Genomic DNA, 606 nt, shown 5'->3' on the forward strand with positions numbered 1-606 from the left:
TAACCCAAGTTTCCTAAAATAGAAGCATTTGAAATAGGAATAATTTTGAGTTGCGAAAACAAAACTTCTACTCAAATGCTTCAGGACAAAGTTATTGGAATTTACTGTTTAGTGGATGATATATTGAAAGGCATCCATCATCATGAACACAAGGAACGAAAAGTTAGTGATAGCGAGATCATAAGCACGGCAATAGTGTCAGCTCTTTATTTTAAAGGAAACCAGTTTCATGCTATTAATTATATGCGCACACATGCTATGATACCTGGTATGATTGGCAAGAGTGGTTTTAACAAACGGTTGCATAAGGTTGCCTCGCTGTTGATGTGGTTGTTTTTACACATTGGCAGAATGTTCAAATATTTGTGTGCAGAGTTGGAATATATCATTGATTCGTTTCCATTAAAAGTCTGCCATAACATACGTATTAACAGGAGCAAATTATTAACAGGAGAACAGTGGAGAGGCTTCAATGCCAGTAAAAGGGAATATTTTTATGGGGTAAAGGTACAGTTGATTACAACCAAAAATGGTATACCGGTTGAAATTTGTTTTTCACCTGGTAGCGAACATGATGTAGAAGCCTTGCAGAAAATGTTTATGGAT

General features: G+C 35.8%; 1 protein-coding gene. It reads left to right on the forward strand.

Features of this window, described 5'->3' with window-relative positions; translation table 11 throughout:
• Window positions 1-75: 75 nt before the first annotated feature.
• Window positions 76-606: transposase (locus EO766_RS18350; RefSeq protein WP_287101833.1), on the forward strand; the 531-nt coding region annotated here is incomplete at its 3' end.

Source organism: Hydrotalea sp. AMD (assembly GCF_004100315.1).
GTDB lineage: Bacteria > Bacteroidota > Bacteroidia > Chitinophagales > Chitinophagaceae > Hydrotalea > Hydrotalea flava.